This is a genomic window from Clostridium merdae (genome assembly GCF_900176635.1).
In the GTDB taxonomy this organism is placed as follows: domain Bacteria; phylum Bacillota; class Clostridia; order Oscillospirales; family Acutalibacteraceae; genus Faecalispora; species Faecalispora merdae.
This window is the reverse complement of the sequence record NZ_FXLN01000004.1, coordinates 753,475-780,073: the sequence shown is the minus strand read 5'-3', so window position 1 is coordinate 780,073 and position 26,599 is coordinate 753,475. Positions and strand designations below refer to the sequence as shown.

Below are 26,599 nucleotides of genomic sequence, written 5' to 3'. Positions count from 1 at the left end.
TAAAACCTTATTTTTAGGAGGAATGCAATATGTCAAGCGAAGCATTGGGTATGATTGAAACAAAAGGACTTGTTGGAGCGATTGAAGCTGCCGATGCCATGGTAAAAGCAGCGAATGTTGTGTTAATTGGTTATGAGAAAATTGGCTCTGGGTTAGTAACCGTTATGGTACGCGGAGATGTCGGCGCGGTAAAGGCATCCGTAGATGCTGGTGTAGCGGCGGCAACCGCTGTGGGCGAGGTAGTTTCTCGCCATGTGATTCCGAGGCCACATTCCGACACAGAGAAGATATTGCCGTAACCTACGGCAAGGATGAAACGGCCCGACCGCACCTTAGCGGCGGGCCGAAATCGAAAGCAGGGAGGTGTGCAAGGGTTGAAGCACACAGATCAAACGGTAGAAACCATTGCAAAGCTGGTTGTGGAGCGGCTGCATGAAATGCAAGCCTATATGGTTCCGGTTGGAGTATCGAACCGCCACATTCATGTTAGCCAGGCAGATTTAGAAATATTATATGGCTCCGGTTATCGGCTAACCCCCATCAAAGACCTTGGTCAGCCCGGCCAATTTGCCGCCAAAGAGACGGTTACTATTCGCGGGCCAAAAGGTAGCTTTGAAAATGTTCGCATTCTGGGTCCGGTTCGCAATAACAGTCAGGTGGAAATTTCTCTTTCAGACAGTTTTCGTTTAGGAGTAAAAGCGCCTATTCGAGAATCTGGTCAGCTGGAAAATACGCCCGGCTTACAAATTTGCGGCCCCGCTGGAACGCTTGAGTTGCCCTGTGGCGCTATTGTAGCACTACGCCATATTCATGCTACGCCAGAAATTGCAGAGCGCATGGGAATTTGTGATAAAGAAATTGTAGAGGTAGAAACCTGCGGCGAAAGGCGCTGTATATTGGGAAATGTGTTGGTTCGTGTTTCAAATCAATACGCTCTGGAAATACATCTGGATACCGACGAAGCAAATGCATGTGGACTTAAGAATAACGATTATGTACTCGTTCGCAAATGCCGCTAATTAGAAAATAATGTTGGTTTATTAGAAACGTAAGGGTTTTCAATAAATTCAATTTCTGTTATTTAAGGAGCTGAAAGCTATGACATTAGATGATAAATTGATTGAACAGGTTACCCGTTTGGTAATGGAAGAAATGAAGAGCAGCACCGCTGAGGAAAGCGAATCGAATAGCACCTGCGGTAACTGTGGAATTTTTGATTCCATGGATGACGCGGTAAAGGCCAGTGAAGAAGCGCAAAGAAAGTATTTGTTTTCTTCCATGGAGGATCGCCAGAAATATGTTGACACCATCCGGAAAACGGTACTGGCTCCAGAGATGCTCGAGAAGCTTTCTCGCATGGCGGTGGAAGAAACCGGAATGGGTAACTATGAACATAAGCTCATTAAAAATCGTGTAGCGGCAGAAAAATCTCCCGGTACGGAGGATCTAATCACCGAGGCGCTTACCGGAGATAAGGGACTAACTCTCGTAGAATACTGCCCCTTTGGCGTGATTGGTGCGGTTACACCTGCAACGAACCCGACAGAAACCATTATTTGCAATTCGATTGCAATGCTTGCCGGAGGGAATACCGTCGTATTCAGCCCTCACCCAAGGGCGAAAAATGTGACCCATGTGCTGGTAACCGCTTTAAATCAGGCACTGCAAGAGGTAGGCGCTCCTGCAAATCTAATTGTAACAGTACGCGAACCCTCTGTTGAGAATACCAATCAAATGATACAGCATCCTAAGGTTCGGGTTTTAGTTGCGACGGGAGGCCCTGGTATCGTGAAGATGGTAATGTCTACCGGTAAGAAGGCAATTGGTGCGGGCGCGGGCAACCCCCCTGTGGTTGTAGATGAAACTGCGGATGCAGATAAAGCCGCAAAAGACATCATGAATGGTTGTAGCTTTGATAATAACCTCCCTTGCATTGCTGAAAAAGAGGTCATCGTAGTTGATAGTATTGCAGACAGCCTGATTTGGCACATGAAAAATGCCGGTGCTTGCGAAATTAAGGAAGAAAGCACCATTAACCGTTTGCTGCAAATGGTTACGAATGATAAGGGTGGCCCTAAGGTAGAGTTTGTAGGAAAGAGTGCCCCATACATTTTAAATAAGCTTGGTATTAACGGTTGTGAGAATGTACGCGTAATTATTATGGAAACAAAGAAAGATCATCCCTTTGTCATGGAAGAATTAATGATGCCGATTCTCCCCATTGTTCGGGCGGCAGATGTGGATGAGGCAATCGAAATTGCATTGGTAGCGGAGAGAGGCAATCGCCATACAGCGATCATGCATTCCAAGAATGTAGATAAGCTTACTAAGATGGCAAAGCTGCTGCAAACCACTATCTTTGTAAAAAATGCACCGTCCTATGCAGGAATAGGAGTTGGCGGAGAAGGCTGTACGACCTTTACCATAGCCGGGCCAACAGGAGAGGGGTTAACCACTGCCCGCTCCTTCTGCAGAAAGCGCCGTTGTGTTATGTCGGACGCACTGCACATCCGCTAAGGAGCATTTCAGAAACGGAGGCGGCAGAGTTGTTGGAATTAGAACGAATCAATGAATATATTTCACAGGTAGAACGCTCAGAAAAAGAAACCTTTGAGCCATGCTCCGGTAAGCTGAAGGTTGGGCTGGATCTTGGTACGGCGTATATTGTACTGGTTGTGCTGGATGCCGAAAATCACCCGGTTGCCTGTGAAAAACAGGCGGCTAGTGTACTGCGTGACGGTGTTGTTGTAGATTACGTTGGTGCTTGCCGTATTGTACGGGAGCTCAAAGAAAAATTAGAGGAGCGGCTTGGCAGGCAGCTAGAGGAATGTGCAATTGCTATGCCAGCTGGAACCGACAGCAGCCTGAAAACACATATTTATGTAGCCGAGAGTGCGGGGATGCAGGTCATCCATGTTCTTGACGAACCCACCGCCGCCAATACCATTTACTGTGTATCAGAGGGTGTGGTGGTAGACATTGGCGGAGGAACTACGGGTCTTGCCATTCTAAAAGACGGTAAGGTGGTTCAAATTGAAGATGAACCAACCGGCGGCACCCACGTAACGCTCGTATTGGCGGGGAGTTATCAAATCCCCATTGCAGAGGCAGAGGCGATTAAGCTCGATTCCTCCCGGCACACAGAAATCTTTCCGGTTGTGAAAGCGGTTATTGAGAAAATGGCGACTATTGTAAAGAAATACGTTAGTAAAGACTCCGTGAGTGCTATTTATCTCTGTGGAGGAACCTGCTGTTTGGCGGGTATTGAATCCATATTTGAAAAAGAGACCGGTATTCCTACTTATAAGCCGGCAAATCCATTTTTGGTTACGCCAACGGGAATCGCGATGAATTGTATACAAAAATAACCCCCTCTATGGGAGTGGGAGGAGCTTTTTATGCTGGTAGGGAAAGTGATCGGAAACATATGGTCAACACGTAAGGAAGAAAGCCTGCGAGGACTTAAATTCTTAGTTGTTTGCCCACTCAATTTACTGGAGGGAGAGAAGCCTGGTACCCCCATCGTAGCGGTTGATAGTATTGGAGCGGGAATTGGTGAAACGGTATTAATCGTTAGTGGCAGCTCCGCACGCACTGCACTGGGGCGTTCTGATATTCCGGTAGATGCAACAGTGGTTGGCATTATCGACGATAAAGAAATTAATACGAATGTGCTCTAGCGAATATATTATTTCTACTTTTTCCAAGTAAAAGCATGTTCATGCGAATTCAAATAGCGACCGGTAGTAATGGCCGTTTAGGATGGTGACGGTATGGATTTCATAGAAGCGGTGAAAGCCGCAGGTGTTGTTGGGGCAGGGGGAGCCGGATTCCCCACCCATGTAAAGTTGGCGGCAAAAGCAGAGTGCTTTATTGTAAATGGAGCGGAATGCGAGCCGCTCATTGAAACCGACAAGTATTTTATGCGTACTTTCCCAATTCAAATCGTTGAGGCAATCAATGCGGTAGCTTCACATATTGGTGCCAAAAGGGCTGTTATTGCACTAAAGAAGAAATATAGCAGGGAGATTGCTGCTCTAAAAAAGGCAATTGCTGAATCAGGCGAACAAATTGAACTGTTTGAAATGCCATCCTTTTATCCCGCAGGGGATGAACAGGTGTTAGTTCAGCAGGTGTGCGGTTGTTCAGTGCCGGAGCGTGGAATTCCGCTTGATGTTGGAGTGGTGGTAGACAATGTAGGCACTTTGCTCAGTGTTTATGATGCTATGCAAGGGATTCCCGTAACAGAGAAGTACCTGTCCATTGTTGGCGAGGTTGAGCGCCCTGTGATGCGTAAGGTTCCAATCGGGACGCCGGTACGGGAATGCATAGCTAGCGCTAAGCCGAAGCTTTCCGAATATGGTGTCGTTGTTGGCGGCCCTATGATGGGTAAGGTGGTACTAGACTCCTCAGAAATAGATCGACTTTCCATCACAAAGACCACCGGCAACCTTATCGTTTTGCCTAAGAATCATTATCTCGTAAGAAGAGCAGTGTTACCACTCACACGGATTAAGCTGCAGGCCAAAAGCGCCTGTGTGCAGTGCCAAATGTGTACCAGCTTGTGTCCACGCTATTTAATCGGGCATCAAATTCAGCCACACCTTTTAATGCGTAATTTGTTTCGGGAGGAACTTATCTCTGATGCTAACGAGTACCAAAAGGTGTTCGGTATGGCTGCTAATTGCTGTGACTGCGGTTTGTGCGAAATGTTCTCATGCCCCATGGGGTTATCACCCCGAAAGGTGAATTCTTACCTAAAGGGCAGGCTGCGTGAGCAGGGAATACAGGTTCCGCGCAATCTTTCCCCAACAGTGAGAGAAGCCTCTTTGTATGGGAAGGTACCGACTGAGCGTTTGGTGGCTCGTCTTGGGCTTTCCGACTATTATCATCAGCACGCTGGGGATGACTGTACCGAGTTGTTCCCACAGCAGGTGTATATTTCATTCCGGCAGCACATTGGTAAGCCTGCTTTGCCTGTGGTAAAGGCAGGTGATACCGTGCAAAAAGGCGATTTGCTGGCAGCGGTTGCTGAAGGGCTTTCTGCCAACATTCACTCCAGTTTGGATGGCATCGTGACAGAGATAAATGCAGACGGCGCAGTGATTCGCCGCAGTAGGGAGGCTTAAGAACAATGAGAGAAGCAGTTGGTGTAATTGAGCTTTCCAGTATTGCACGCGGAATCGATGTTAGCGATCAAATGCTCAAAGTGAGTAACGCGCAGTTAGTGAAGGCCTCCACCGTTTGCCCCGGCAAATATATTGTGATTATTGGCGGCAGTACAAGCGACGTTGAGACCTCTATGAAAAGGGGCAAGCAGGCTGCGGGGGAGTATTATGTGGATAGCCTGCTGATTCCCAATATACACTCCCAATTAATTCCGGCAATCGGCTTGACAAACCCAGTAAATTCGTTAAAAGCGATTGGGGTAATGGAGTTTTACTCTGTAACTTCTGGTATTTGTGCGGCAGATATTGCCGCGAAAGCTGCCAATATTACTCTAATCGAAGTGAAAATCGGGTATGCCATTGGTGGAAAGGGGGTCGTGCTTTTTACGGGAGATGTAGAGGCTGTAAAAACTGCGGTTGCAGCGGCAATTGCAGAAACGGAGCTACTTCTCTCCACTACGGTGATTGCCAGACCCTCCGAAAAGATACTTCAAACCTTGCTATAAATTCATTTTAAGTAAAAGACAAGGGTGCCTAAATAAGCACCCTTGTCTTTTTGTAATTGTGAGTAATTATCTATTCCCACCGGAAGAATCGAATGGAGATGCCCGTACAAATCACTGCCAAACAAAGCATTATAATGGTGTGAAAGAGAATCGATTCGGTCGCCAACCCAAGTGAAGAAGATTTTAAAAGCTTAATTCCCTGTGTGAGGGGCAATAAATCTGCCGCTTTTTGCAGGGCTGGCGGCATAACCTCGTAGGGTAAGGTTGCACCTGAAAATAGTAGCATGGGAAAATAGAGAAGACTAGCCGCAACACCGGCAACCTTTGTATTGGGTGCGAGCCCTCCTACGAGAAGACCAATGCTGAAAATAGATAGCATCACAAGCAGATAAGCACCAAAGAATTGCAGCCAAGAGCCTCGAAGTTGATAACCGAAAAACAGTGCACCGGCAATATAGATGAGTACGAGAGAGGCAAAGGAATAAAGAGCGTAAATAACGACCTGCACGGCCAATAATAGTGCCGGGCTCGTTGGGGTTGTTTGGTACCTTTTTAGTATTTTCTTACTGCGGTAGTCAGAGATGACAAGGGGCAGCCCCATCACGCCCCCTGCGCAAATAGCAATGGTAGCTACCGCGCCAAAGGATTGCTCTAAAAAACTATATGGGGCACCATCGAACGCCGGCTTGCTGCCGAATAGTGCTCCTAAAAGAAGAATAACAACTACCGGCATACAAATAGCGAATATAAACATGTCGATTCCTCGCAGAGAAAGCTTGCACTCTGTTATAAAAATAGTTTTAAATGCTTTCAATTCTTATTTCCTCCTCGTCTGTATACCATAAATACGCATCTTCCAATTTTTCGCAGGCGCTTTCTTGCATCGCCTGCTGTACCGTACCGTAAAAGATGGTTTCACCGTGCTTTAAAATCATAATTCTATCGCAAAGGGCTTCTATCTCATCCATAAAATGAGAGGTTAATAAGATAGTCATTCCTCTTTCTTTTAGCTGTGATAAGCTTTTCCATACATCGCGTCTGGCTCTTGCATCTAGCCCGGTGGTTAATTCGTCTAAAAATACGACCTCCGGATCCGGTATTAACGCAAGGGTTATGAATAAACGCTGCTTTAGTCCACCGGAAAGCTCACTTACATAGCTTTTTTGTTTCTCCCATAGACCAAATTCTTTTAGCAGTGGTTTATAATCCAGCGCCTTTTTGTAGAGCGTTGCCGTAACCTCGCATAACTCCGCAACCCGAATTTTTTCTGGGTAATTGGCTTCTTGAAATTGTACTCCCACTTTTTCAAAAAGCTTTTTACGGTCTTGTTGTGGGCTCATGCCTAAAATCGAGATACTTCCCGTATCTGATTTTTTAGTTCCCAATATACATTCTATGGTTGTGCTTTTGCCGGAACCGTTAGCACCAAGCAAGCCAAACACTTCACCTTGCCTAATGGAAATATTCACATTTTTAACGGCATGAATGTGTTCAAAGGATTTGTTTAGGTTTTGAACCTCAATAACAGTTTCCATGTGTTAATACCCTCCTGTATTCTTATTAAAATAAGAATAACACCAGAGAAAACTCTGGTGTTAAAGTGTAGGGCTTGATGGAAACTGTTTTTTCATACGGTAAATATGAGCCAGCATTTCTTCTGCATTATTTTCAGCGTGTTGTAACGAGGTTAACAGCTTATCGCAGGCCGAAACAATGTCTTCATTTTCTTTTGGGGTGTTAATAATATCTCTTATATCTACTTTGGAATCACTCGATAAGGCGTTGAGCATACGCAAAATAGAGGCAAGAGAATAGTTTGCACAGCGCAAGGAGCGTATCATTTTTAAGCGCTGAATATCAGTTTCGGTGTAAACACGGTAGCCATTTTGCCTGCGTTTTACGGTCAGCAGGCCGTTCATTTCCCAGTTTCTTAATGTGTCGATTGATATTTGAAGGAGTTCGGCAGTTTTCTTCCTTGTTAATAGCAGGGGAGCGTTATCTGGCAAATCTGCTTTTAGTATTGCTTGGGTTATTGCAATGGCTTCCTCTGCATTTTTTTGCTCGCTTTTCAGTAGTTGAATCAATTGTTTTGTGAGGGAGATCGCTTGGTCATAATTTTGTGTCGCAACTATTTTTATTAGCTGAACCGCTTGTTTTCGAATCCCGTTTTGCAATACCTCCACTTTTAATGCCATTCTCGCAAAGCGGAATTGCTCTAAGTGCAGCTCGGTATACACGCGGTATCCATTTGCTCTCCGTTCAGGTTTGGTAATTAAATTCAGCTCCTCATACAGGCGTACTGTATTCGGGTGGATTCCAATACTCCGTGCGATTTCAGACGTTTTATAAATTTTCATTTGCTCACCCCATCGCTATTGTACCATAAATAAAAGTCTGGTGTTTTAATGTAGGGTTGTAGATGCTTTGATTTCTAAGTAATGGATAAATCAAGTTATTATTTCCTCTTGAAATTTTAAAACATATGTTCTATAATAATTGGAAAGAACATGTGTTTGGTGGTGGGCTTTTGGAACGAATGATATTACATTCCGATTGTAATAGCTTTTATGCCAGTGTTGAGTGCTTACATCGGCCAGAAATTCGGGAAAAACCGGTGGCGGTTGGCGGCGATGTGGAACAGCGCCACGGAATTATTCTAGCCAAAAACGAACAGGCGAAAAAATATGGCATTAAAACCGGAGAAGCTTTATGGCAGGCACAACAGAAGTGTCCCGATTTAGTAATTGTTCCACCGCGGTTTGAACTGTATAAGCGCTATTCAAGGCTTTGCCACCAGATTTATTTGGATTACAGCAATCAGGTTGAGCCATTCGGCTTGGATGAGTGCTGGCTTGATGTAACCGCTCAGGGAGTAAATGGGGTGCAGCTTGCAGAAGGAATTCGTGGGCGAATTCAAAAGGAGCTTGGAATCACCGTAAGCATTGGCGTTTCTTATAATAAAATCTTTGCAAAGCTGGGGTCAGATTATAAAAAGCCAAATGCCGTTACAGAAATTAACCGTGAGAATTTTAAAGAGATTGTCTGGCCGCTTCCGGTAGGGGATTTATTGTATGTTGGCAGAGCCACGCAGAGAAAGCTGCAATCTTACTGCAAGCATACTATAGGCGACCTAGCCATAACACCGGAAAAAACGCTCAAAGGTTGGTTTGGCAAATGGGGAAGTGTACTGTATGCCTTTGCAAATGGTTTTGACAACACACCCGTAGCCCGCTATGTTGACCATGAAGAGGTAAAAAGTATTGGCAACAGTACCACAACCCCTCGCGACCTTGTAGATAATGAGGACGTAAAGATTATTATGTATGTTTTAGCGGACAGCGTAGCTCGCCGTTTGCGTGAGCATGGCTATAAAGGAAGAACCATCAGCATAAGTGTGCGAGACAATCAGCTGGAAAGCTTTGTACGCCAGCACACAATGAACCACTATACCAACAGCACGGCAGAAATCGCTCAAGAGGGGATGGAGCTGTTTTTAAAGCATTACCATTGGCAACAGCCCATTCGCAGCCTTGGGATTAGCATTTCAGATTTAGTTAGTGACTCTGCACCTTTGCAATTGGATTTATTTGGAGCAGGAAAAGAGCAACTGCGAATGGAACAATTAGATATTGCCATGGATGACCTAAAAAAACGCTTTGGCACAAATGCAGTACATCCCGCTGTATTGCTGCAAGACCCACAATTATCGGGGTTTGACCCAAAGCGTGACCACACGATTCACCCGGTGGGATTTTTTTAATCAAATAAAATATTAGAATATTCAATCAGAGGATAAAAAAGTCCTCGTTGCAAATAGTTGTGCGGTTGCAGAATCTGCAATTATAGTTAATCTTTTGCTTGACCTTGCAGGGAACTCTATTGTATCAACGTAACAATAATAAAAGCAGGAGAGATGTTACTCCTCTCCTGCTTTTTGCGTATCCTTATGGCATTTATCATTTAGCACATTTAAGAATTCGGTTAATTCGGGGGTGCTTAAAGGAATGAATATTTCACTGCCGCCTGTTATCTCAATGTGTGCAAATTTAGCATCTTTATGGATGTAAGCAATATTTTTGAAACTGATTTTAGAAACTGAAATGCTGGATGTTGAAATAATCTCTGAGTCGGACAAACATAGAGTTTTATCAGTTATGAAAAAATTATGTCCGAGCCTATTAATTTTTGCTTCCGCTTGCTTTGTAATAATGTAATTTTCTAATTTGGAATTGATAAATATTACAATAATAAAAATAAATCCATAAATTACAGCAATCTTTATAGGCGAATGAGTGGAGACTAAAATCATGATAAAAAGCGCAGCAAGAAGTGAAGCTGCTATAAGTAGCGTCTTTTTATTCTCTTGCTTAGCCACAAGCAAGCAAAATTCAAGGTAATCACGCTCATCGTAGCTATATTTTAGTTCCATATTTATCGCCTCTTGCCAATATTTTACCATTTTGGTTTTATTTGTCAATCTATATAACAAAACTTAATGACTTGATCTTTAAATAGAAGTTATCTGCAATGGTTATGTGGCACAAAAGGTAAAATTGGCATGGAAGTGGGCGATGATATATTTTGGAGTAATCAATCTTATTAAAAAAGTGTATGAAAAAGATCCCCCGCTAAAAGAATTTAATTCTTAGCGAGGGATTCTTATTCTATGCAAAATTAAGAATATAAATAACAAAAAAACCGCTTAGTTATAAACTAAGCGGTTCGATTGGAGCTGCTAACGCGATTCGAACGCGTGACCTCGTCCTTACCAAGGAAGAACTGAACCCGCATTAACGCTGATAGAATCAAGCTTTTTTAGAAGATTGACCCTTTTTTGACCCTCCACTAAATATTTCGTTCAATTTTAAAGCCGCATCATCCAGCTTATCCTTTTGTATGTGGGTGTAAATTTCGGCTGTCATTTTAATACTGGAATGCCCTAAAAGGTACTGCGCAGTTTTCAAATCAATTCCTGCACGATATAGGGAAGTTGCATATGTGTGGCGGAGCATATGGCTATGAATGTCAAAGTCAACTGCCTTTGTTACATGCGCCCACATTCTGCGATAGGACATTAAAGTCATTTCGCCACCCATCGGAGGAACGATTACATATAACCCTTCTTTTGAAGCCGCGTTTAATATGTCCTCAAGGGGAGGGGGAACAGGGATAGTACGGTGCGCAGCTTTGCTTTTTAATTCATGATTCGGGTCTTGTTGATTTTTGAGGAAAGTAACCGCTCGATTTACCGTGAGCTTTCCGTCTTGTATATCTGTCCACATAAGCCCCAGAGATTCTTCTCTGCGCAGGCCACAAAACAAACCCAACGCAATGAACACTTTCGCCCGCGGATCTGTCACAGAGTCAAGAAGATGTTCCTGCTGCTCCGGAGACAGTGCTTTAACTTTCTTGGCAATGTTGTGAGCTGTAATCTTTATTCCTTTGCAGGGATTGGTTGAAATTAGCCGGTTCATAATAGCTGTTTCAAATATCTGATTCATCGTATTTAGAACTTTACGTTGCAAATCTTCGGAAAAGCCTGAAACTTGATTCATAACGCTCTGAATGTGAACAGGCCTAATTGCTTTTAAAGGTAGAGCTGCAATTTCAGGAGCAATGTGATTATTGTAAGCGTTCAAATAGTTTTTTATTGTGTTCGCTCGCAGATTCATTTTATAGGTTTTTAACCATATTGCGGCCCATTCGCCAACAAGCGTATTATCACCCACTAAAACTCCAGAATCTGCTTCTTTTAATAAAGCACGCACCTTTTCGTTCAGAGCTGGCACGCTAGCAGCATATACATATTTTACTGAGCCATCGGGCAAAGTTACACTTTTTCGATACCGCCCATCTGCTCTTTTTTTTGGCATAAAAATAGCCCTCCTGTTGATTTTTGAGGGCTAAACAGGTATAATTTAACTGTGATTTTATCATACTGTCAGCCCTTGGTTGATAGTGGCCGCTCTATCCTGCGCTAACAGGGTGGGGCGGTTTTTATTTATTTAGAACTAGATGAAGTATCGAAAGCATCAGGATATGTGGCGCTGTTTAGTACATCCCCGGTTTTAGAGTCAATAAAATCTACTTTTACAGAAATTTCATCTGACTTCTTACCGTCAAGAATCTGATAAAACATCCCTTGTAAACCCGCACCTAAAGCTACAAAAGCGTCCATACTATTTTCATATTTCTCTTTATCTGCTGTGAATTGAATTTGACTGAAATCGTCATTGTATTTCACGTCAGTTATAGATTCATACTCGCTGCTATCTTTGTATTCATTTAGAGTTTTGACAGTTGTATCTTTGGTTTCTTTCATAAGCTTGTTATGTTCAGATTTAGACATTTTGTAGGTGATAGAACCATCTGAATTCTGTGTTACGTTTTTTATACCCTGTTCACCAGCCTGCTTTTTTATAGCATCAAGATCTAATCCTGCAAACATAGAAGCTGGAAATGTGATAGAAACATCGAATACACCTTTGTTGACGTCAATACTTTTCTCCCCTGAGGAAGATAAAGAACTGGTAGAATCCTTTGATGGGGTGCCCGTTGAATTACTGGAACAAGCCGTTATTTGAGCACCCAGCAAGACGCAAATGAATAAAGCTAATAATTTTTTCATAGTTCTCCTCCTAAATTTACAATATTAACCAATACTGTATAATTAATAAAGGAGAGTCGGATGTGAATAACTTTCCATTTTGCCCCACACGCTATTTGCAGTAGTGTGTGGGGTTATTTATGCTTCCTGAGAAACTTGAGACTGATTATTTTTTGTGTACTTACTCGACGAGACTAAGTCATCTGAGTAATCTAACAGTTTTTCCTTGCCTTCATCATTTAAGGCACGGTAATTCTGTATTAGTGTTTGTTCTTGTTTATCTAATTCCCCTGTTTCGGCATTTGCCGGGGCGGGGGAATTTTCATTTTCTGGCATAGTGTCTTGAAACAAATAATTAGCATCTACTTGAAGAGCTTCAAACATTTTATACATAATCGGCTCCTTAGGATGACTAACTTCATTTTCATAGTTAGTTACGGCAGAACCTGTCACACCTAGCAAATCCCCTAATTCTTTTTGCGTAAGCCCAAGCTTTTCACGCGCTTCTTTTATACGCTTTCCAATTCCCATCGTATCACTCCTTGATGAATTCATATTACAACGCCATTATTCAAACGTCAAGAAAAAACATCAAGAAACTTTAGAAAAATATATTGACTCATAAAGTTTCTTGAGTTATTATAAAGCTGTGGACAAGATTCTTGAGATTGGAGGTGGAAAAAGTGAGTGAAACAAAAGATTCATTTATTGAAAGCATAGTTGCATTACAAAAGCTGATTATTAATTTAACAAAAAGTGCAGCCAGCCCAGAAGAGGTATTAGCTCTTGCTAGTCTGACTGCATCCACCGCGTCGTACCGCGAAAGTTTACGGTATAAATCATTAGATAGGTTATCTGTGAATAAGGAGAGCAAAATTACGATTGATCAGAAAGCTGTCGGGAAAGCCACTCGTGATACGCAGCAAGCATGTTCCGCGAAATGAGCAAATTAACAGTCGCTATAGAGGTAAGGTTTGCATTCAGAGAATCTTCACTCAATGGCAATAACTTCATTTTTAGTTGCGCTTCATTTGAGCTACTAACCCATTTAGCTATTTGATCTTCTGAAAGTGAGTTCCAGAAGTCTTGGAAGCTAGGAATTTCCATTATTTCACCCCCTTTCAACACTATTCTACCGCAGGCTTGGGAGGAGGGCAAGTACAAAGAAAGGAGCGATTTAGAATGGATTCTAATCTCGCAGTAAGCATAAGGCGTATTATTCGTCAGCAGGGATATAAGCAAAGTGCAATTGCTGAGCGCGCAGGCATCAACGAAAAAACTTTTAGTAATATGTTAAACGGGCGAAAAATTATTGCTAGCGAGGACATATACAAGATCCTTGCCGCCCTTGGCGTAACGCCAAACGAGCTGTTTGGTTTTGATGACCAGCCGCAAAAGTCGGCATAAAAAAGCCCCGCGCAAGCGGGGCGGATAGGAGGGGTGAGTGTGCACCAGCTTACTATTAAAAATGGTTGCATGTTTTTAGATGCAAAAGAAATTGACGGTGTAATAGGCTTTGAGTTAAAAAGCTCTACTGACGGCACGGCAGAGCTTTTGCTAAAACTAATTGTTGATATTGCTTCAATGTCAATTAGTAAGCATGTTGCTGATGACTTGAGCTGCAATTTGGGCGAGAATGCTTAAGGATTCGGAACCGACTTTTTTAGCGTTTTGCTTTACCTTATTCCAGTTAGTGTCCGTTCTAATATTTGCTAGAAATTCATGCCCGTAAGGTGATAAGTCGTAAATATAACAGTGTGATTCCATAGTCCAATCTACACGAGTTAGAAATCCAGTTAATTTACACTGATTTATGTGGTAGCAAACCTCATCCATTGAGTATTTCTGTAAGTGAACATATTCGTAATTGTTTTTAAAGAAAATTACATTTCTAAAGCTTGACTCTTCTTCAACCATTAGCAAGATATCACGAATACAATCCGGGTTTAATTTCATTGTTTCACCCCTTTCTCATAACCATTTTACCGCAGGCGGGAAAGAGGGACAACCATAAATATAGAGAAAGGAGGTGCATTCATGCAATTTTACACCGTCGAGCAGCTCGCTAAGATGTTTAATAAATCTAGCGACACTATACGGCGCAAAATACGTGCTGGAGAATTTGGAGATACCCTAAATGATGGTAAAGCACATATGGTAAGCGAATCTGGACTACAAGCTTACATAAAAAAACATACTGGCCCCGCAGAGGGATACCGTCGTAATTTTTCCGGCAGTAAAAAAAGAAGCAAGGTTAAATTTGAGCCGCTTCGAAAATTGACCTTAGAGGACGTGATGTCCTCATAAATCTGCCCGTACCCAATAAAAGAAAGGAGACAACATAATGAAATCAACAGGAATGGTAAGGCCGATTGACCAGTTTGGCCGCGTCGTAATCCCAAAAGAAATCCGTAAAAACTTAAGTATTGAAATTGGTACCCAATTAGAAATCTTCGTTGACAATAATCGAATCGTATTGCAGAAGTACCAACGCGATGCCTACACGCCAGAAGAGTTGAGGGAAGCGTTAATTATGGTTTGCAAAGAAACTGGAAAAGACCCAATGGTATACCTGCAAAAATGAAAGGAGTTGCACTATGAAGATTCCCCAGAAACACCTGGACAAGTTCGCCCGCTGTGCGGGTCAACTCAGGAACAAACATAATCTCTCTCCGCGAGAAGCCGGTTGCGCTGTCTGCTGGCTGGCAGGTATCAAACCGCAGTACATTTCGTCTCTTGCTGATGTGATGGACAAGCGCCGGCGGCTTGCTAGGAGGGGGAAAACATGAAATCAGAGTTTTATCCAGCTTTGCTGTTTCTGGCTATGATTTTGCTTATCATCTTTGTTTCAGGCACTGCCGTGTACTTAGATGGCAGGGTTGAACAGCGTCAGCAGAAAAAGGAGCATCAGCGACGTTATAGCAAAGAAACCCACGCGGCAATACGTACTTTTGAGTTGACTCGGGACAGAGTTGGCGGCGAACTCACCGAAGCAGAATTTCAAGCGGCCGTTCAGCAGATTCTCGATGATTATCATCTGGGTACCCGGTCAGGAGGACTGCAGTTCGCGCAGTATAACGTGTATCAGCTATCTATAATGCTCAGCGATGTCATCATTAAACAGCGCAATGACGAGCGCTGGAAGAATATATTTGAGAAGGAGAAATCAGCATGCTAGATTTTACAGAAATAAGGCCCCAGGCGGTGGAGTTATTCAAAAACTCACTTGAGGAGCTGACTAAGATTACTTCCCCTGACGGCACCCGGCAGGCATACCATCAGAACATAGGATACATTACTGGCCTAAATCGTTTGGGTGTACTTAATGATGCTCAGTACGCTGCAATGATTTCATTGCTTGGCTCGACAATGAATGCAAAAAAAGTCGCCCCCGGCGTTGGTAGCACCGAGAGCGATAAAGAAAAATCTATTAATTTCAGTTTAGAGCAAAATCTCAGCGATGTCAAGTCGCGGCCAGATGCCTTTGTACATGCCGACATTTACTCTGGAACAAATCTGCATATGGAAATGTACGGTGAAATACAAAAATTGCTTGCTATCTTAGCTTGCTATACGTTGGATCTGAGGAAAAACGGAGTCCCTGAAAGTGAAATTCAGAAGGCTTACCTTGAAAGCTTTATGGCAAAGGAGGGGAAGACGAATGCTTAACGATTATCAGATAACGGTTGTACGCCGGGCTATGGCTGTAGCTGTGGATAAGGATATTGAGGTTAAGCGCCTTGCAAAGGGGATGCAGGTGAAAGAAAGTGAGATACTGCAAGTTCTGGCACTAATGCCACAAATTCAATGTGATGTTCCGACTTTGCAGGAATCTAATAAGGAACGCTCCGGTAGAACTTGGTGGACCACCAAACAGCTTGAACAGTTGCATCAGTTACGAGCCGATGGCAAAGGTCCGTCTGAAATTGCCCGTATCATGGGGTTAAAAGTTCATCAAGTTCAAAGCAGACTTCATAGTGATAAAAAGTCACGCTCATCTGTAATGCCTTCCACTCCCATGGAAGCTGAGTCAGTACCGGTTGTCAACGATTCTGCGGTTTCTCCTCCAGAATCGCCCCCGGAACTTGAATCTGTAGCATGTGAACTAAAATCACCAAGCAAGAAGGAAGATACATCAGTTATATCAAAGGATAATCCAGACTCATTCCCTCTTTCTACGACCACCATTGTGAAGCGTCCTTTTCTATTTGCGGTTGAGTTAACAGGGTTGATGAGAAGCTTGGAGTATTCTTACCCTCCTGTAGAGATGGGGTATCTTGAAGCGAATCAAACCGCGGGGTGGGCAACCTGCCATTTTAAAGCCGCCGGTGAAGATTATATTATCAGCCTGCGCAGAGAGGAGCAAAGTCATGAAGTTGCTGAGTTTAATTCTTGATAATTATAAGGGAATCAAGCATTTTGAGCTTGGCGCCCAGGGTGCGAATGTAGATGTTTTTGGGGACAATGCTACTGGAAAAACCACACTGGCCGATGCGTATTTTTGGTTATTGTTTGGCAAAGACAGTGCCGGCCGCAGTGATAGTAATTTTGAAGTCAAGACCCGGGGTACCTCCGGGCTTGATTATTCTGTAAAAGGTGCTTTTCTTGGCAATGATGGCCAAGCCTTCACATTGCAGCGTGTCTACCGTGAGAAATTTCGCCGCAAAAATGGTGAAGCAGAACGTGAATTTCAAGGGCATGAAACAGACTTTTATATTAACGACGTACCAAAGCCCAAAAAGGATTATACCTCTTTTATTTCCTCCATCTGCGACGAACAGACATTCATGCTATTGACTGACCCGGATATGTTCGCGGGAAAACTCAAGTGGGATGCAAGGAGAGACATACTGCTCAAGCACTTCGCACCGACGGTGGATGATCTGGAAATCATTAATGCACATGATGAACTAAAGCCTCTCATTCACTATATCGGTACCAAGTCGGTAGATGATTATTCTGAGATAACCAAAGTGCAGCGTCAGAAAATCAATAAGCAGATGGGTGAAATACCTGGCCGGATTGATGAAGCAGAGAAAGCAAAACCTTTTGATTTGCCACAGTCCGATGATGGCCCCGCAATGCTGCGGCTCCAGAAGCAGAAAATGAAGCTGGAAAACGATATTTCGGCCATTCGCAATGGCGAGACAGCAGGTATTCTTCGCAATCAGATTCTGGAAATCAAGTCCAGAATTGCACAGTCATCGGCAGATTACAGCCGTAAATCCTCCACCGGAAACACCGCACTGGAAACAGAAATGGCGCTGGTGCGTTCGGAAATCAGCCAATTTCAAGGAGAGATTACCAAAGCCAAATATTCTGCACAGAGTACCCAAGGTGTTATTGATGGGTTGGCTGTCGAACTGGACGAGTTACGGCAGAAGTGCATGGATACGGCGAACCAGACCTTTGATGAGCATCAAACCGTTTGCCCAACCTGTGGACAAGATTACCCACCGGAGCAGCAAGAGAAAATTCGTGGGGATTTTAAGCAGCACAATGCAGAGTACTTGGAAAAGTTGGAAACCAAGGGCAAGGAGCTGGCAACCACCAAACAGGATCTGGAGAAATCCTTACAGCAACATTTGCAGCAGCAGGCTACAGCAGAAAAAACTCTTGCTGCGGCGAAGACTCGTCTCGAAAGACTCTCCACGCAATATGTAAAGCCGGAACCGTTTGAACATACTACCCATTACTGTGAATTAATACAGGAAGAAGAGCAGTTGGAAAATCAGTTGGTGAAGCTCGATTCTATTGGTGACCAGCGCGTCGCAGAACTGAATCAGCAGCTTCAGACCGTCACTGGCGAGCTGGAAACAGTCAAGCGCCGGGCACTCAATACTGAAATCATTGCCCAGCAGGATAAACGGATTGAGGAGCTCAAGCAGCAGGAAAGACAGCTGGGACAGGAGCTGATTGCACATGAAGATGGAATCCGTCTGGCAGAACTTTTCACTCAACTCAAAGCACAGGACATAGAAGAAAAAGTCAACTTTGCTTTTCGCTTGGTGCGCTGGAAGTTGTTTGATGTCCAGATCAACGGTGGAATCAAGCCATGCTGCGAGGCCACTGTAAAGGGCATTGAGTATGGTACTAACCTGAACAGTGCCGCCCGCATGAATGCTGGTCTTGATATCATCAATACGCTGGGACTTGCCGCTAGAATCTCTGTGCCGGTTTGGGTGGACAATGCCGAGAGTGTCACCAGTATGCTGCCGATCGATGCCCAGGTAATCCGCTTGCACGTTTCTGCTCGGGACAAGCAGCTGAGAGCGGAGGTGCGGTCGTGAGAAAAGATTTGGAACAGAAATTGCTAAGTGTGATTTTCTCCGGCAAGAATCCGGAACCTGTTTTCGGAGAAATATTTCAAGAATATTCTGGGAAAATCTGCAATGCAATTAATCCTATCAATCGAGTATCAGCACCATTTATCATCGCAGCACTGGAAATGTATAAGCGCCAGATTGCTTCCAAAGTTCCGGGTTCGGAAAAAGCAGCCCAGGATTTGATTGATAAGCTGCCTGTACAATATATCATGATGGCTATGAACCGAGGTGAACCGCAGTGACCATCTACACATGCAAATGTGGGAAAACCTTTGAGAAAAACACGGTGGCCGGGACAACCGGCTTCCGTATGCCCGATTATGGGCCGCAGCATGTATGCTATGGCTGCCCGTTCGTTTGCCCGGTTATGACATGGGACCCGACTACGCAAAAGGAAGCAGTACAGAATCATGAATGCCGAGCTAGTAAAGGAATCCGATACGATAGCACGGCAGCACTATCCCTCGGGGATAAATGTGTCGGCAGGATTGATAGCCTTGATTTTGATTTTCTGCACCTCATCCGGGAATATGCCGACAGCTTGGATGGTATCGAGCCTGACCAATACGCTTTTTCTAGTCGTGGTGCTGATTACGGAACTGATGGGCGGTACCGCTTGACCATTTACCCAGCAGCAAACAACAAGGGAATTTCCGCAAAGCAGCAGCTCTTTGATGAGTTTTTTAATCCGGACTGCAGCCGAAAAGATGTTTCACCGGAAGAAGAAAAAGAAATCGTCTTGAACCAGATTCAGGACGGAAAATGGGAGGCACAGCACATTATGATGCAGTACCAACACACCAACAAGGTCTATTTTGTCAAAGAAAATGATAACGGGAAGTTCCGAGCTCACTTTTACTATCTAGAGAACCCTTCTGTACATATTCCAGTAGGAGATATGCCTATTTGCGATACCCAGGAGGTTGCTCAGGAGATGCTGGACGATTATGCCAAGCAGCGTGAATTTGAGTTTTATGAGCCGGATTCCGACGGTGAGAAAAATCCAGAAGTGGAACAGCAGAATTTCGACGAATCTCTGGAAGGAAAAGATGATTCTGTTCCACTTGCCGATAAATTCCCTGAAACGGAACAGGAAGGTGATATTTCTGAATCCGTGAACGATGTTCACACAGAGCAGGAATTATTAGTTGATTCTGAGAACGACGATGGTGAGAATCCTTCGGAGGGTTGCTCCTGGCAGAATGCTTCTGGCGGTGAAGACGCTTCACAAGAAGATGAACAGAAGACCGTTCCTGTAGGTGAAAAAGTCAGCTTAAGAGATGATGATTTCTTTTTCCCGTTAATCGCTGCCTGCGATGATAAGATTAACTGGGCGCTACGTACAGCTGTAACAGCACGACAAGGATTTACCTTTACCGCAAAGGTTACCTTTGAACCTAGAGGGAATGCGTTTGCCGTCAAGTATGAAACCGGATATCAGTTCGAGCCTATTAAGGTAAAAGACAAAGGCGAGCTTTACGAAGAAATTCAGATCACATTGGACGATGCCGGTAACCCGATTATCCCCTATGACCGAGAGCACCAAATGACTTTTGATGAGGTGCCCGATTCGCCGCCAGTCACTACAACTGTAGATGGCAGCACCGGTTTGGTTGAATCGGTAGAGACAGCTGATGAATGGGAGCCGCCAACTTCTGATGACTTAACAAATGATATTTTGGGGGATGAGATGGAGTCAGAGGAGCTACAGAAAGCTCTTTACCCTTGTGGTTGCGCCAATTGCCCGTTTTTTACTGTGGGTGATGACGGCGAAGAGGGCTGCTACTTTGAATCTGAGGATTCGGAGAGCGACAGTTACCCCGGCGATATATGGGAAGCGGTTCATATGAACGGATGTGTGCGGCCGGAAGTGCTGCACTCTTACCATCAGAATGACCCCGAAAATGATGAGGAGGAAGTATCATGAAGACCAATGTGATTAAGTTGCGTTTTGTCCGCAATGGCGAGCCTTCCGGTAGAGAGTACACTTATTTTACAAATACAGAGGTTGCTGTTGGTGATATGGTGGATATTGATGGACGCTCTGGGTTATCCCAGGGCGTCGTCACCGCTATCAATGTACCGGAAGAGGAGATTGCTCCTTTCAAGGACGTTGCCAAGACTATTTTAGGTAAATCCAGAATTAAGGATGATTCGGAAAATCAGGAGGTAAAAACAGATGAGTGATAACAAGGAAATGACTACATCGGTTGGCAGAGATATTACACTTGGAACCAATATTTTCAGCGGATTTCAGGAGTTCCAAGTTGCACAGCGAATGGCGCAGGCACTGGCCAGTTCTACCATTGTACCAAAGGATTATCAGGGCAACATCGGTAACTGCATCATTGCTTTGGAAATGGCCAACCGGCTCAATACCAGCCCTATGATGGTTATGCAGAACTTATATGTTGTAAATGGGCGCCCAGCTTGGAGCAGCCAGTACATTGTAGCCATGATAAATGCAAGTCGAAAATACAAAACTGAATTGCAGTACGAGTTGACCGGCACTGGAACAGAGATGGCCTGCTACGCTTTTGCTGAAGACCATAACGGTCATATCGTAAAAGGCCCTGTTATTACCATGGCTATGGCAAAAGCAGAGGGGTGGATTGATAAGAACGGTTCCAAGTGGAAAACCATGCCCGAAGTTATGATTCGGTACCGTGCCGCCTCATTCTTCGGCCGTCTGAATTGCCCCGATATGATTATGGGAATCTATTCCACCGATGAGGTTGTCGAAATTGGCCCGGATGCCTACCGTGAGGTCAATCCTGCTATTAAAGTTCAGGAGGAAATTAAAGAAAAGGCGAATGCCGCCCCGATTGATCTTCAGATTGATGAGGAAACAGGTGAGGTGATGGACTCGGCGCCGCCCGCAGAGCCGCTAGAGGAAGAAGAGCCTGATGAATCCGAACCGACCCCGCCTGCGCCGGAGGAGCCGCCGAAAGAGAAGCCCCGGCAAACTTCCGCGCCCCGCCAGGCAAAGCCCAACGGCGGCTACATGCCAGGGTTTTAAAACATGATAGAAGTTAAATGCCTTGCTTCCGGGAGCACCGGGAACGCTTATGCCATCGATGACGGCGAAAGTGTCCTGCTTTTGGAGGCGGGCATTCCCGCCAAAAAGATTCTTTCCGGATTTCTGCCGCTGCTGCCACGTGTAGCCGGCTGCCTGATTACCCATGAGCACGGTGACCACTCCGATGGTGCCGCAGGGCTGGCTTCCCGAGGAATTGATTTGTACGCAACTGTCGGCACGTTTGCTGGAATCTCAGGCATAGACCGCCCTTACCGAAAGCATGTGGTACGCGCCGGAGAGCAGTTCCGACTTGGAAGTTGGATGGTGTTACCTTTTGAAACAAAGCACGACGCAGCGGAGCCCTGCGGATATCTGATTTATTCCTACACCGCTCGCGAGAAGCTGCTCTTTGCGACGGATACCTATTACATTCCAAACTCATTCAATGGTCTGAACATCGTCATGGTGGAGTGCAATTACAGCCTACCACTGTTGAATGAAAGCATCGCATCCGGCCGGATCCCGGAGAGTATGAAGCCCCGACTGCTTCGTTCTCACTTTGGGCTCGAGTACGTAAAGAATTTTATACTAGTAAACAACATGAGTACGGTGCGACATATATACCTGTTGCACCTTTCGGGGAACAACAGTGACGCCCGGTTATTTAAACAAGAGATTCAACGTGTTGCCGGTAAGCCGGTAACGGTATTCTAGAGGGCAGGTGATACACAGTGGCATGGATACAAGTCGATGATGGTATTAAGGAACATGATAAGATTTATAATTTGGCAGATGCCCTGAAAATAAGTAATGCGTATGCAGTAGGATTGATGGTTTGCTTTTGGACTTGGGCTGTTAATTCTGCCCCGGATGGTAACGTGACCAACTTCCCGCCGCGTGCAATTGCCAAGGCCGCAGGATGGGAAAAGAAACCTGAAACATTTTACAACGCCATTCTTTCAGATGAAATACATTTTCTTGAACGACGCAATGACGAGATATTTATCCGGAATTGGGAACAGCGCGCAGAACTGCTGATTGATTATGTGGAGCGCAATAAAGAAAAAACACGGCAAAGAGTACAGCGTTACAGAGACAAAAAGAAAGAGAAAGTAACACCAAAAGAAACGTTACCGAGTGATGACAGTGTAACACCTAGTAACGGCGAATGTAACGTTACAGTAACGCCAAGTAACGGTATATACCTAACCAGTACCTTACCTAACCAATACCTAACCAATAACACAACCCCCTTACCCCCGGCTCTTTCAAGGGAGGAATCTTGTGTTGGTATTACTCTGCCGACTGCTTCGGATGCGTTGCGTTGCGTTTTGGATTGTTTTGAAGAGTTTATCCATCCTCCGAAGGCTGGAGAAGCCGAAGTATTCAGGCTACTATGTGAATCCTACCCAGTACAAACCATCCTGGCGGCTATTGGAGAAGCTAAAGGCAAAGGACGAAGCGCAAACTACGTCAAGACCATCCTGGAAGAATGGAAGCGTACTGGGGTGAGAGAATCAAGCAAGCAGGAATCAAGTCAGCCTACATACGACCTTGAGGAATATGAGAAAATTTCAGGAGAAATGAGGGATACGCCTTGAAAGCCAAGCTAGATGCTCCGGCCGAGAACTACGAATTAAAGAGGAGGATTTGAACAATGGAAACTATAATTATCCCTGGATTTGTTCCACCTGCAGCAGCAATGCCCCAGGGACCACAAAGAATTCAATTCGTTGTCCCTGGCCCTCCGCAGGGTAAAGCCCGGCCACGAGTTGTACGAGCCAAGAACGGCATGAGTATGACCTACACACCGGACAAGACCGTGGTCTATGAAGAACTGGTGCGTCTCCGCTTTAAGGCCGCCACGCAGGGATTCCGCTTTTCGGATGATGCCCAGTTGGCTATGCAAATCACGGCATTCTATCCCATACCAAAGAGTAAAAGCAAACGGATTCAGGCTGATATGATGGCTGGTGTGCTCCGCCCAACAAAAAAGCCAGACTGCGATAACGTGATAAAGATTATTTGCGACGCCCTCAACGAGCTCGCCTACAAGGATGATGCTCAGATTGTCGTCACACAAATGTCTAAGTATTATGGAGAGATACCACGGACGCTAGTTAAGATTATGGAGGTAAAGTAAAGTTAGGCAGACCCCTTTGAGGTCTGCCTAACAATATGCAGTCTTATTTTTTATCTTGTGCTTTGTCATTGAAAGTGGAGGATGGGGCGGAAATTATTGCACTGCGCATTAAGGTGTAAAAAACTGGATCCATTCTTTTATTTCTTAGACCCCAGCTTTTAAGCCTTTATACGTTTTCATTAGCGTAGAATTATCGTGCAAAAATTGCAATCCATCTAAAGTAACATACGCCTCATCAATATATAAATCTAGTTCATCGTCTCCGAGAGAAATTACAGCGTTTCTAATATATCCTTTATCCTGCAAATCCAGTACTATATGGACAAATTGCCGGTCTGACAGACCGTAGTCTTTTTCTTTTGGAATACTTTCTTCTGATAACTCATGAAGAATGCTGAATGCGACTTTTAGCTGATCAATAGCCATTGTTATTTCGTCTCCTCAATAAGGTTAATCAACATGTATTTCCGCTCTCATACAATCTATTAATCGGCGTTTATTAACTGTTATAGAATCTTTGTCAATATAGGCACCATATTTAAAGGCGTTTTTTATGGTAACATCGAAGATCACCATCAAGTTTAGTACATCCTGACTAGCATATAAGTTCATTTCAGCCATGTGATTTTCTTTGAATTCGATAAGTTCGTTTTTTGATTTGTTATATTGAATTTTTAACTTCGCTAATTCTCTTTTAGTAAAAATTCTATTAGCAATGTCCGCCTCCAGTTCGTTTTTTTCAGCCAGATTGAGATTCCTATTTTCTTGAATTAGTTTTTCATTGTGCTGAATTTGTATATTTAAAATTCGCTTTACGGTATAAAAATCCCCTCTAAAATTTGGTGGGAAATCCAGTATACTTAAAACTGCATTTGGTATATCTTCAGGAAAAGGAATTAATATTTTAATTAATTTAATGTAAAGCTGTGCCTTCACTCTGTTTTGATAAATTATTTGCTCATTTTTCAAATCATGTACGCTTTTGATTTGACTAACTATGCCATCAATAATTGTCTCTACTATGGCCATTGTATCCCCCTTTTTCTATTTTTTATCCATTATATTCCATATTAGTTTAAACGTAAAGAAGTAACATGCAAAATATACTAACAGTCAGAGAATTAGACACTAGACTAGATATAATTCTAAAATATTACTTTAACTACCAATACGAAAGGATGATGGCGCTTGACAATTAACGAAGTAAAAGAGCTGCTTAAAATTTACTACGATATTCCCCAGATGATTGATGAGGAATTCGCCACCATCCGGCACTGCGAAGAGATGAAAAACACAATAAATTTGCCGTCCGTTAACCTCTCAGGGCTACCGGGCGGCAAAGGCCTGCCTGGGGACCGCACTGCCAACATGGCGCTGGCGGACCCGTCACGATATTATGAAGATGAGATCTTGAACTGCTACTGCCGGATTGCAGCGCTACGCGAGAAAAGAAACTGGCTCGGCCTGGCACTGGGACACCTGGACAAAACCGACCGGTACATATTGGAGCTAAGATACATGGGAGATCCACAGAATCGAAAATATTGCCGCCAGCCAACATGGAAAGAAATCGCAGGCAAAAGCGAATTGAGCGAGGGCCGGGTCCGGGAACGTGTGCGCGTTGCCCTACTCCAACTAATGATTATAGCAGATCAAATTACTTTCCAAGATATGACGCAATAAAAAGCCGCCGCTTTCCGCCTGAGACATTCGGAAACAGTTGATTTAATGCAGGTCAAAGTGTGGTATTATATGATTGGGCATTTCAGGAAAGCGTTCAACTAATAGCTGGGCGTTTATCTGTTCTTTAAAAATTAAACTATTTACTTCCAATTTTCTTCCAATAATTCAATTAATCTATTATAATTGAATTAACAAATTTGGGGAGGAAAATTTAATGCCTACAGACACTAAAAAAATAGAATCTGATTCTGAGCAAAAGAATACTTGTTTTGTTATTATGCCAATAAGCGATCCTGAAGGCTATGCTTCCGGGCATTTCCATAAAATTTATACTCAACTTTTTGCTCCAGCTATAGAAGAGGCTGGTTTTAAACCTCATAGAGTAGATGAGGATAAATCAAGCGACAGTATTCAATTGAAAATCTTACACGAGCTAATTGATGCACCTATGGTTTTGTGTGATTTAAGTACTAGAAATCCCAATGTTTTATATGAACTTGGAATAAGACAGGCATTCGACAAACCTGTTGTTTTAGTACAAGAAATCGGGACTCAACGTATATTTGATATTAATGGGATTGCTACAACAGATTACCGTTCAGGAAGAATATATGATGAGATTATTGAAGATAGGAAAAAGATTATAAAGGCCATTGAAGCTACAGCGAGTGGGAAAAATTTTGGTTCAATAATTAAATTACTTGGATTAAACAGTGCAGAGTTAAAAACTGGAAGTCTATCTCCTGATGATACAATAGCGGTAGTTCTACAAGGAATAATGAACGATATTGGAAGTATTAAGTCTCAAATACAGAATACCGGAGCGGTTATTAAATTTGATTCAGAACTGTACAATGATGTTAAAAATGTTCTTAGGATCAATAAATTATCAGAGGATGAAAAATTACAAAAGCAAATATCTGAATTAGATTATACAATTAAGAATCAGGTTTTGACAAAAAATCAAATAATGCAATGCCTTATGGCAATAGAAGTTATAAAAAATGAGATGAATACAATCAAATTAAATGCCAGTGATCGAAAAAAATATTCTCAAGTACTAGATGAAATGCAAACTTTCCTTGTGAACATTCCTTCTTAATAAGCTATTCTATATATAATTTTAGTACTCAGCTGAGGACGCTTT

Annotated in this window: 36 protein-coding genes; 26 read left to right on the top strand and 10 right to left on the bottom strand. The window is 43.6% G+C overall.

Annotated elements, in window-relative coordinates; genetic code table 11:
* Window positions 1-29: 29 nt before the first annotated feature.
* The 7 genes from CAN90_RS09260 to CAN90_RS09230 all read left to right on the top strand — a co-directional run bounded on the left by CAN90_RS09260 (window position 30) and on the right by CAN90_RS09230 (window position 5,674).
* Entirely contained in the window at window positions 30-299 is a 270-nt protein-coding gene (locus tag CAN90_RS09260) for a BMC domain-containing protein (protein ID WP_085833545.1), read from the top strand.
* Between the two features lie 75 nt (window positions 300-374).
* The gene (locus CAN90_RS09255; protein WP_085834329.1) at window positions 375-1,019 is read left to right on the top strand and encodes a phosphate propanoyltransferase; all 645 of its coding nucleotides are present in this window, start codon (window positions 375-377) and stop codon (window positions 1,017-1,019) included.
* 79 nt (window positions 1,020-1,098) lie between these two features.
* Window positions 1,099-2,517 carry an aldehyde dehydrogenase family protein gene (locus CAN90_RS09250; protein WP_085833544.1) on the top strand — a complete coding sequence of 473 codons (1,419 nt, stop codon included), beginning with the start codon at window positions 1,099-1,101 and terminating at the stop codon, window positions 2,515-2,517.
* Window positions 2,518-2,546: 29 nt separating this feature from the next.
* Complete coding sequence (eutJ, locus tag CAN90_RS09245) at window positions 2,547-3,368, top strand: ethanolamine utilization protein EutJ (protein ID WP_085833543.1); 822 nt, start codon at window positions 2,547-2,549, stop codon at window positions 3,366-3,368.
* Window positions 3,369-3,398: 30 nt separating this feature from the next.
* Window positions 3,399-3,680 (top strand): EutN/CcmL family microcompartment protein, encoded by a 282-nt coding sequence (locus CAN90_RS09240; protein ID WP_085833542.1) that lies wholly within the window; start codon window positions 3,399-3,401, stop codon window positions 3,678-3,680.
* A 93-nt stretch (window positions 3,681-3,773) separates the two neighbouring features.
* Window positions 3,774-5,129, top strand: coding sequence for a 4Fe-4S dicluster domain-containing protein (locus tag CAN90_RS09235; RefSeq protein WP_085833541.1), 1,356 nt, complete (start codon window positions 3,774-3,776; stop codon window positions 5,127-5,129).
* A gap of 5 nt (window positions 5,130-5,134) precedes the next feature.
* Entirely contained in the window at window positions 5,135-5,674 is a 540-nt protein-coding gene (locus CAN90_RS09230; RefSeq protein WP_085833540.1) for a BMC domain-containing protein, read from the top strand.
* 70 nt (window positions 5,675-5,744) lie between these two features.
* Here CAN90_RS09230 and CAN90_RS09225 read toward each other — a convergent pair whose 3' ends face one another.
* Genes CAN90_RS09225 through CAN90_RS09215 form a run of 3 tightly spaced genes read right to left on the bottom strand, consistent with a single transcriptional unit; the run spans window position 5,745 to window position 8,031 of the window.
* On the bottom strand, window positions 5,745-6,488 hold the full coding sequence (locus CAN90_RS09225) for an ABC transporter permease (protein ID WP_085833539.1): 744 nt from the start codon (window positions 6,486-6,488) through the stop codon (window positions 5,745-5,747).
* Window positions 6,475-7,209: an ABC transporter ATP-binding protein gene (locus CAN90_RS09220; protein ID WP_085833538.1), complete on the bottom strand. Its 735-nt coding sequence runs from the start codon at window positions 7,207-7,209 to the stop codon at window positions 6,475-6,477. The genes CAN90_RS09225 and CAN90_RS09220 overlap by 14 nt, the downstream gene beginning before the upstream one ends.
* A 60-nt stretch (window positions 7,210-7,269) precedes the next feature.
* Window positions 7,270-8,031 (bottom strand): MerR family transcriptional regulator, encoded by a 762-nt coding sequence (locus CAN90_RS09215; protein ID WP_085833537.1) that lies wholly within the window; start codon window positions 8,029-8,031, stop codon window positions 7,270-7,272.
* A 170-nt stretch (window positions 8,032-8,201) separates the two neighbouring features.
* Between CAN90_RS09215 and dinB the strand changes: the two genes are divergently transcribed.
* The gene (gene dinB, locus CAN90_RS09210; protein ID WP_085834328.1) at window positions 8,202-9,434 is read left to right on the top strand and encodes a DNA polymerase IV; all 1,233 of its coding nucleotides are present in this window, start codon (window positions 8,202-8,204) and stop codon (window positions 9,432-9,434) included.
* Between the two features lie 156 nt (window positions 9,435-9,590).
* On the opposite strand, the gene CAN90_RS09205 is transcribed toward dinB, so the two are convergent.
* The 4 genes from CAN90_RS09205 to CAN90_RS09190 all read right to left on the bottom strand — a co-directional run bounded on the left by CAN90_RS09205 (window position 9,591) and on the right by CAN90_RS09190 (window position 12,812).
* Complete coding sequence (locus CAN90_RS09205) at window positions 9,591-10,103, bottom strand: hypothetical protein (protein ID WP_085833536.1); 513 nt, start codon at window positions 10,101-10,103, stop codon at window positions 9,591-9,593.
* Between the two features lie 376 nt (window positions 10,104-10,479).
* Window positions 10,480-11,547: a site-specific integrase gene (locus CAN90_RS09200; RefSeq protein ID WP_085833535.1), complete on the bottom strand. Its 1,068-nt coding sequence runs from the start codon at window positions 11,545-11,547 to the stop codon at window positions 10,480-10,482.
* Between the two features lie 128 nt (window positions 11,548-11,675).
* A complete protein-coding gene (locus tag CAN90_RS09195; RefSeq protein ID WP_085833534.1) occupies window positions 11,676-12,302 on the bottom strand; it encodes a hypothetical protein in 627 nt (208 codons plus the stop codon).
* A 117-nt stretch (window positions 12,303-12,419) separates the two neighbouring features.
* Window positions 12,420-12,812 carry a helix-turn-helix domain-containing protein gene (locus tag CAN90_RS09190; protein WP_159450365.1) on the bottom strand — a complete coding sequence of 131 codons (393 nt, stop codon included), beginning with the start codon at window positions 12,810-12,812 and terminating at the stop codon, window positions 12,420-12,422.
* 152 nt (window positions 12,813-12,964) lie between these two features.
* On the opposite strand from CAN90_RS09190, the gene CAN90_RS09185 reads away from it, so the two are divergent.
* From CAN90_RS09185 to CAN90_RS13490, 3 genes are all read left to right on the top strand, one after another.
* Window positions 12,965-13,225, top strand: a complete 261-nt coding sequence (locus tag CAN90_RS09185; protein WP_085833532.1) for a hypothetical protein — start codon at window positions 12,965-12,967, stop codon at window positions 13,223-13,225.
* A gap of 142 nt (window positions 13,226-13,367) precedes the next feature.
* Window positions 13,368-13,688 carry a helix-turn-helix domain-containing protein gene (locus tag CAN90_RS09180; RefSeq protein WP_341456302.1) on the top strand — a complete coding sequence of 107 codons (321 nt, stop codon included), beginning with the start codon at window positions 13,368-13,370 and terminating at the stop codon, window positions 13,686-13,688.
* 39 nt (window positions 13,689-13,727) lie between these two features.
* Window positions 13,728-13,925 (top strand): hypothetical protein, encoded by a 198-nt coding sequence (locus CAN90_RS13490; protein ID WP_143750816.1) that lies wholly within the window; start codon window positions 13,728-13,730, stop codon window positions 13,923-13,925.
* Here the strand turns inward: CAN90_RS13490 and CAN90_RS09175 are convergent.
* The gene (locus CAN90_RS09175) at window positions 13,869-14,237 is read right to left on the bottom strand and encodes a DUF2513 domain-containing protein (protein ID WP_085833530.1); all 369 of its coding nucleotides are present in this window, start codon (window positions 14,235-14,237) and stop codon (window positions 13,869-13,871) included. The two genes, CAN90_RS13490 and CAN90_RS09175, sit on opposite strands and share 57 nt — an antisense overlap.
* Window positions 14,238-14,318: 81 nt before the next feature.
* On the opposite strand from CAN90_RS09175, the gene CAN90_RS09170 reads away from it, so the two are divergent.
* From CAN90_RS09170 to CAN90_RS09105, 13 genes are all read left to right on the top strand, one after another.
* Window positions 14,319-14,588 carry a helix-turn-helix domain-containing protein gene (locus CAN90_RS09170; RefSeq protein ID WP_085833529.1) on the top strand — a complete coding sequence of 90 codons (270 nt, stop codon included), beginning with the start codon at window positions 14,319-14,321 and terminating at the stop codon, window positions 14,586-14,588.
* Between the two features lie 37 nt (window positions 14,589-14,625).
* On the top strand, window positions 14,626-14,865 hold the full coding sequence (locus tag CAN90_RS09165) for an AbrB/MazE/SpoVT family DNA-binding domain-containing protein (protein ID WP_085833528.1): 240 nt from the start codon (window positions 14,626-14,628) through the stop codon (window positions 14,863-14,865).
* Window positions 14,866-15,066: 201 nt separating this feature from the next.
* A complete protein-coding gene (locus CAN90_RS09155; protein WP_085833526.1) occupies window positions 15,067-15,459 on the top strand; it encodes a hypothetical protein in 393 nt (130 codons plus the stop codon).
* On the top strand, window positions 15,453-15,950 hold the full coding sequence (locus CAN90_RS09150) for a hypothetical protein (RefSeq protein WP_085833525.1): 498 nt from the start codon (window positions 15,453-15,455) through the stop codon (window positions 15,948-15,950). The genes CAN90_RS09155 and CAN90_RS09150 overlap by 7 nt, the downstream gene beginning before the upstream one ends.
* Window positions 15,943-16,677: a hypothetical protein gene (locus CAN90_RS09145; protein WP_085833524.1), complete on the top strand. Its 735-nt coding sequence runs from the start codon at window positions 15,943-15,945 to the stop codon at window positions 16,675-16,677. The genes CAN90_RS09150 and CAN90_RS09145 overlap by 8 nt, the downstream gene beginning before the upstream one ends.
* On the top strand, window positions 16,652-18,571 hold the full coding sequence (locus CAN90_RS09140) for an AAA family ATPase (protein WP_085833523.1): 1,920 nt from the start codon (window positions 16,652-16,654) through the stop codon (window positions 18,569-18,571). Before CAN90_RS09145 ends, CAN90_RS09140 begins: the two co-directional genes overlap by 26 nt.
* Window positions 18,568-18,849, top strand: coding sequence for a hypothetical protein (locus CAN90_RS09135; protein ID WP_085833522.1), 282 nt, complete (start codon window positions 18,568-18,570; stop codon window positions 18,847-18,849). Before CAN90_RS09140 ends, CAN90_RS09135 begins: the two co-directional genes overlap by 4 nt.
* Entirely contained in the window at window positions 18,846-20,534 is a 1,689-nt protein-coding gene (locus tag CAN90_RS09130; RefSeq protein WP_085833521.1) for a hypothetical protein, read from the top strand. The genes CAN90_RS09135 and CAN90_RS09130 overlap by 4 nt, the downstream gene beginning before the upstream one ends.
* Complete coding sequence (locus tag CAN90_RS09125) at window positions 20,531-20,794, top strand: hypothetical protein (protein WP_085833520.1); 264 nt, start codon at window positions 20,531-20,533, stop codon at window positions 20,792-20,794. Before CAN90_RS09130 ends, CAN90_RS09125 begins: the two co-directional genes overlap by 4 nt.
* Complete coding sequence (locus CAN90_RS09120; RefSeq protein WP_187138326.1) at window positions 20,787-21,626, top strand: hypothetical protein; 840 nt, start codon at window positions 20,787-20,789, stop codon at window positions 21,624-21,626. The genes CAN90_RS09125 and CAN90_RS09120 overlap by 8 nt, the downstream gene beginning before the upstream one ends.
* 3 nt (window positions 21,627-21,629) lie before the next feature.
* Entirely contained in the window at window positions 21,630-22,340 is a 711-nt protein-coding gene (locus CAN90_RS09115; RefSeq protein WP_085833519.1) for an MBL fold metallo-hydrolase, read from the top strand.
* Window positions 22,341-22,357: 17 nt separating this feature from the next.
* Window positions 22,358-23,227 (top strand): DnaD domain protein, encoded by an 870-nt coding sequence (locus tag CAN90_RS09110; RefSeq protein ID WP_085833518.1) that lies wholly within the window; start codon window positions 22,358-22,360, stop codon window positions 23,225-23,227.
* Between the two features lie 56 nt (window positions 23,228-23,283).
* Window positions 23,284-23,769 carry a RusA family crossover junction endodeoxyribonuclease gene (locus CAN90_RS09105; protein WP_341456301.1) on the top strand — a complete coding sequence of 162 codons (486 nt, stop codon included), beginning with the start codon at window positions 23,284-23,286 and terminating at the stop codon, window positions 23,767-23,769.
* Window positions 23,770-23,913: 144 nt separating this feature from the next.
* Here CAN90_RS09105 and CAN90_RS09100 read toward each other — a convergent pair whose 3' ends face one another.
* A complete protein-coding gene (locus tag CAN90_RS09100; protein ID WP_085833517.1) occupies window positions 23,914-24,195 on the bottom strand; it encodes a YjcQ family protein in 282 nt (93 codons plus the stop codon).
* Window positions 24,196-24,219: 24 nt separating this feature from the next.
* Window positions 24,220-24,798 (bottom strand): hypothetical protein, encoded by a 579-nt coding sequence (locus tag CAN90_RS09095; RefSeq protein ID WP_085833516.1) that lies wholly within the window; start codon window positions 24,796-24,798, stop codon window positions 24,220-24,222.
* 159 nt (window positions 24,799-24,957) lie between these two features.
* Here CAN90_RS09095 and CAN90_RS09090 point away from each other — a divergent pair, with 159 nt between their 5' ends.
* Both CAN90_RS09090 and CAN90_RS09085 read left to right on the top strand, forming a co-directional pair.
* Entirely contained in the window at window positions 24,958-25,452 is a 495-nt protein-coding gene (locus CAN90_RS09090) for a sigma factor-like helix-turn-helix DNA-binding protein (RefSeq protein ID WP_085833515.1), read from the top strand.
* A 214-nt stretch (window positions 25,453-25,666) separates the two neighbouring features.
* Window positions 25,667-26,554 (top strand): hypothetical protein, encoded by an 888-nt coding sequence (locus CAN90_RS09085; RefSeq protein WP_085833514.1) that lies wholly within the window; start codon window positions 25,667-25,669, stop codon window positions 26,552-26,554.
* The last annotated feature ends 45 nt before the right edge of the window (window positions 26,555-26,599 follow it).

What these genes read in the sequence shown, in the direction of transcription:
- CAN90_RS09195 (WP_085833534.1), bottom strand. Translation starts at nt 12,302, where the DNA reads ATGAAAAAATTATTAGCTTTATTCATTTGCGTCTTGCTGGGTGCTCAA.
- CAN90_RS09190 (WP_159450365.1), bottom strand. Translation starts at nt 12,812, where the DNA reads ATGGGAATTGGAAAGCGTATAAAAGAAGCGCGTGAAAAGCTTGGGCTT.
- CAN90_RS09235 (WP_085833541.1), top strand. Translation starts at nt 3,774, where the DNA reads ATGGATTTCATAGAAGCGGTGAAAGCCGCAGGTGTTGTTGGGGCAGGG.
- CAN90_RS09230 (WP_085833540.1), top strand. Translation starts at nt 5,135, where the DNA reads ATGAGAGAAGCAGTTGGTGTAATTGAGCTTTCCAGTATTGCACGCGGA.
- CAN90_RS09125 (WP_085833520.1), top strand. Translation starts at nt 20,531, where the DNA reads ATGAAGACCAATGTGATTAAGTTGCGTTTTGTCCGCAATGGCGAGCCT.
- CAN90_RS09240 (WP_085833542.1), top strand. Translation starts at nt 3,399, where the DNA reads ATGCTGGTAGGGAAAGTGATCGGAAACATATGGTCAACACGTAAGGAA.
- CAN90_RS09150 (WP_085833525.1), top strand. Translation starts at nt 15,453, where the DNA reads ATGCTAGATTTTACAGAAATAAGGCCCCAGGCGGTGGAGTTATTCAAA.
- CAN90_RS09200 (WP_085833535.1), bottom strand. Translation starts at nt 11,547, where the DNA reads ATGCCAAAAAAAAGAGCAGATGGGCGGTATCGAAAAAGTGTAACTTTG.
- CAN90_RS09120 (WP_187138326.1), top strand. Translation starts at nt 20,787, where the DNA reads ATGAGTGATAACAAGGAAATGACTACATCGGTTGGCAGAGATATTACA.
- CAN90_RS09260 (WP_085833545.1), top strand. Translation starts at nt 30, where the DNA reads ATGTCAAGCGAAGCATTGGGTATGATTGAAACAAAAGGACTTGTTGGA.
- CAN90_RS09155 (WP_085833526.1), top strand. Translation starts at nt 15,067, where the DNA reads ATGAAATCAGAGTTTTATCCAGCTTTGCTGTTTCTGGCTATGATTTTG.
- CAN90_RS09095 (WP_085833516.1), bottom strand. Translation starts at nt 24,798, where the DNA reads ATGGCCATAGTAGAGACAATTATTGATGGCATAGTTAGTCAAATCAAA.
- CAN90_RS09215 (WP_085833537.1), bottom strand. Translation starts at nt 8,031, where the DNA reads ATGAAAATTTATAAAACGTCTGAAATCGCACGGAGTATTGGAATCCAC.
- CAN90_RS09085 (WP_085833514.1), top strand. Translation starts at nt 25,667, where the DNA reads ATGCCTACAGACACTAAAAAAATAGAATCTGATTCTGAGCAAAAGAAT.
- CAN90_RS09170 (WP_085833529.1), top strand. Translation starts at nt 14,319, where the DNA reads ATGCAATTTTACACCGTCGAGCAGCTCGCTAAGATGTTTAATAAATCT.
- CAN90_RS09100 (WP_085833517.1), bottom strand. Translation starts at nt 24,195, where the DNA reads ATGGCTATTGATCAGCTAAAAGTCGCATTCAGCATTCTTCATGAGTTA.
- CAN90_RS09140 (WP_085833523.1), top strand. Translation starts at nt 16,652, where the DNA reads ATGAAGTTGCTGAGTTTAATTCTTGATAATTATAAGGGAATCAAGCAT.
- CAN90_RS09105 (WP_341456301.1), top strand. Translation starts at nt 23,284, where the DNA reads ATGGAAACTATAATTATCCCTGGATTTGTTCCACCTGCAGCAGCAATG.
- CAN90_RS09220 (WP_085833538.1), bottom strand. Translation starts at nt 7,209, where the DNA reads ATGGAAACTGTTATTGAGGTTCAAAACCTAAACAAATCCTTTGAACAC.
- CAN90_RS09175 (WP_085833530.1), bottom strand. Translation starts at nt 14,237, where the DNA reads ATGAAATTAAACCCGGATTGTATTCGTGATATCTTGCTAATGGTTGAA.
- CAN90_RS09250 (WP_085833544.1), top strand. Translation starts at nt 1,099, where the DNA reads ATGACATTAGATGATAAATTGATTGAACAGGTTACCCGTTTGGTAATG.
- CAN90_RS09205 (WP_085833536.1), bottom strand. Translation starts at nt 10,103, where the DNA reads ATGGAACTAAAATATAGCTACGATGAGCGTGATTACCTTGAATTTTGC.
- CAN90_RS09165 (WP_085833528.1), top strand. Translation starts at nt 14,626, where the DNA reads ATGAAATCAACAGGAATGGTAAGGCCGATTGACCAGTTTGGCCGCGTC.
- CAN90_RS09145 (WP_085833524.1), top strand. Translation starts at nt 15,943, where the DNA reads ATGCTTAACGATTATCAGATAACGGTTGTACGCCGGGCTATGGCTGTA.
- CAN90_RS09115 (WP_085833519.1), top strand. Translation starts at nt 21,630, where the DNA reads ATGATAGAAGTTAAATGCCTTGCTTCCGGGAGCACCGGGAACGCTTAT.